At 33.8% G+C, this 1,752-nt stretch carries 3 protein-coding genes and 1 pseudogene; 1 reads left to right on the forward strand and 3 read right to left on the reverse strand.

Features of this window, described 5'->3' with window-relative positions:
- The 3 genes from J582_RS24995 to J582_RS25005 all read right to left on the reverse strand — a co-directional run.
- The coding region (locus J582_RS24995) for an IS256 family transposase (RefSeq protein ID WP_032048910.1) at positions 1-395 on the reverse strand (395 nt) is incomplete at its 3' end.
- Between the two features lie 291 nt (positions 396-686).
- Entirely contained in the window at positions 687-968 is a 282-nt protein-coding gene (locus tag J582_RS25000) for an addiction module antidote protein (RefSeq protein ID WP_006582667.1), read from the reverse strand.
- Positions 969-1,271: a type II toxin-antitoxin system RelE/ParE family toxin gene (locus J582_RS25005; RefSeq protein ID WP_000286963.1), complete on the reverse strand. Its 303-nt coding sequence runs from the start codon at positions 1,269-1,271 to the stop codon at positions 969-971.
- A gap of 199 nt (positions 1,272-1,470) precedes the next feature.
- Between J582_RS25005 and J582_RS25010 the strand changes: the two are divergent.
- Positions 1,471-1,752, forward strand: a pseudogene (locus J582_RS25010) (hypothetical protein); the annotation flags it as partial.

Genomic DNA, 1,752 nt, shown 5'->3' on the forward strand with positions numbered 1-1,752 from the left:
ACATCGGCATCGTACATTTCTTTAAAAAAAGCAACAATTTCTCTATTTGTCATTCCTTTCGCATATAGCGAAAGAATTTGATCATCCATGCTAGTAATGCGCGTTTGATGCTTCTTAATAATCTGTGGTTCAAAAGAGCCGTCACGATCACGAGGGATATCTAAAGCAAGCTGCCCATCTTGTGTTAGAACTGTTTTGGAGCTAAAACCATTACGTGCATTAGATCCTTTCTTAGGTTGATGCTTTTCATAGCCTAAATGTTCAGAAGGCTCAGTATTCAGAGCGGTTTCGATCATGAACTTTTTAAATATGGCTGTCATTTGGTTTAAATCTTCAGGAGTTTTTAAACCTTTAGCTAATTCAGCTGCCATACTTTTGATTGTAGCTTCATCCATGTGAAGTACCTCTTTTTATTATCCTCAGTAGGATGAATGAAAATTAAGTACTTACACAAAATTTAGAACAGTCCCTTTATTTAAAGATTTTTCGCCGCAATTTATTGAATTTATTAAATCAATCAAAAAACTTTAACTTACGGAGTTAGTCCATTTAAATCTATTCCTTTGAGTTAATCCGATATGAAAAATATTTAAGGTTAAATTATTTAGTTTTCTTAAAATTAACATAATACACCTTATATGAAATTTAAAAATGGAGCTTAAAGCTCCATTTTTAAATAACTTTTTTTAAATTGTTAAGCGTAAATTCAGTGCTTTTACAACTTTAATCACAGTATCAAAACTAGGGTTAACATCACCAGAAAGTGCTTTGTAAAGACTTTCTCGGCCTAGACCTGTATCTCGTGATAATTGAGCCATTCCTTTAGCTTTAGCAATGTTACCTAAAGCTTTAGCAATGAATGCAGCATCACCATTAGATTCATCGATACAGGCTTGTAGGTAAGCTTGCATATCTTCTTCTGTTTTAAGATGCTCAGCACTATCCCATTTACGAAGTTTGATAGCCATTTACAGCTCCTCCTCTAAATCTTGTGCTAATTGTAGGGCAAGTTTTATATCTTTACTTTGCGTAGACTTATCTCCGCCTGCTAAGAGAATAACGACCCTTTGCCCTTGCTTGCAGTAATAAATCCTATAGCCAGGTCCAAAGAAGAAACGTAACTCAGAAACACCTTCACCGACTGGTTCAGTATCTCCAAAGTTCCCATCTTCAACCCGATCAATTCGGACTTGTATGCGTCTTTTTGCCTGTTGATCTTTTAACTTGGTAAACCAATCATCAAAGGCTTCTGTGGTATATATTGAGTACATAAGCAAAATGTATCCTATAGGATACGTTTTTGCAAGACATAAACTTGGTTCTTTAGGCCTGAGGCACTGAATTTCATATTACAGCCATTATGTTAAATGGAGAAAATTAGTGGAAGTTTCTATTTTTCTTTTATAAAGATATTCAGGATCTGTTAGTCTTCTTTAAAATTTATTTACACCATAATTTACAGAGAAATTAATGCAAACTAAATTCGTAGATCCATCAACTTATGCTGTTAGCAATCAACCTAATCCATCTTTTAGTTATGGTGTACAGCATATTAGTAATGAAAATGGGCAACCTATTAATGGTTTTAACTTTTCAGAGTACGAAATTCCTGTCAGAAAAATACTAAGAAAGGATTCATCTCCAGTTATTGGTAACTTTAGAAGCTGGCCAACTCCTAGTGCTGACAAATTTATTAACGCAGTAGTAATGACTCGTTTATTTGTTTTATGTAAGGATAAACAAAAATTTCTT

Origin of the sequence: Acinetobacter sp. 1566109 (genome assembly GCF_000582255.1) — a bacterium.
In the GTDB taxonomy this organism is placed as follows: domain Bacteria; phylum Pseudomonadota; class Gammaproteobacteria; order Pseudomonadales; family Moraxellaceae; genus Acinetobacter; species Acinetobacter nosocomialis.

What these genes read in the sequence shown, in the direction of transcription:
- J582_RS25005 (WP_000286963.1), bottom strand. Translation starts at nt 1,271, where the DNA reads ATGTACTCAATATATACCACAGAAGCCTTTGATGATTGGTTTACCAAG.
- J582_RS25000 (WP_006582667.1), bottom strand. Translation starts at nt 968, where the DNA reads ATGGCTATCAAACTTCGTAAATGGGATAGTGCTGAGCATCTTAAAACA.